Origin of the sequence: Paraburkholderia sp. SIMBA_053 (assembly GCF_046534895.1) — a bacterium.
Lineage (GTDB): Bacteria > Pseudomonadota > Gammaproteobacteria > Burkholderiales > Burkholderiaceae > Paraburkholderia > Paraburkholderia caledonica.
This window is the reverse complement of sequence record NZ_JAWRXU010000723.1, coordinates 1-270: the sequence shown is the minus strand read 5'-3', so window position 1 is coordinate 270 and position 270 is coordinate 1. Positions and strand designations below refer to the sequence as shown.

The 270-nt window shown below is 37.4% G+C and carries 1 protein-coding gene; it reads left to right on the top strand.

Features of this window, described 5'->3' with window-relative positions; all coding sequences use genetic code 11:
* The coding region (locus SB753_RS37475) for a hypothetical protein (RefSeq protein ID WP_410805211.1) at positions 1 to 270 on the top strand (270 nt) is incomplete at both ends.

Genomic DNA, 270 nt, shown 5'->3' with positions numbered 1-270 from the left:
AATGCAAATAGATGGTCGAACCACTGTCTCCACTTCAAGAGGTACAAGTATAGGTGGTGCAATTGTAGGTGGAATAATAGGCGGTGGCATAGGAGCAATAATAGGCGGAGTAAGTGGTGAAAGAAAATCTATAGAAGAAAAAAAGGTTTTTTCAGCAAAACTGATTGTTACCGTAAATGACATGGAACGTCCATATATTGAAATTGTAATAGCAAGCTATTTACTGCCACGGGAACTATATTATGGGGATGAAAAAAATGCTTTGAAATG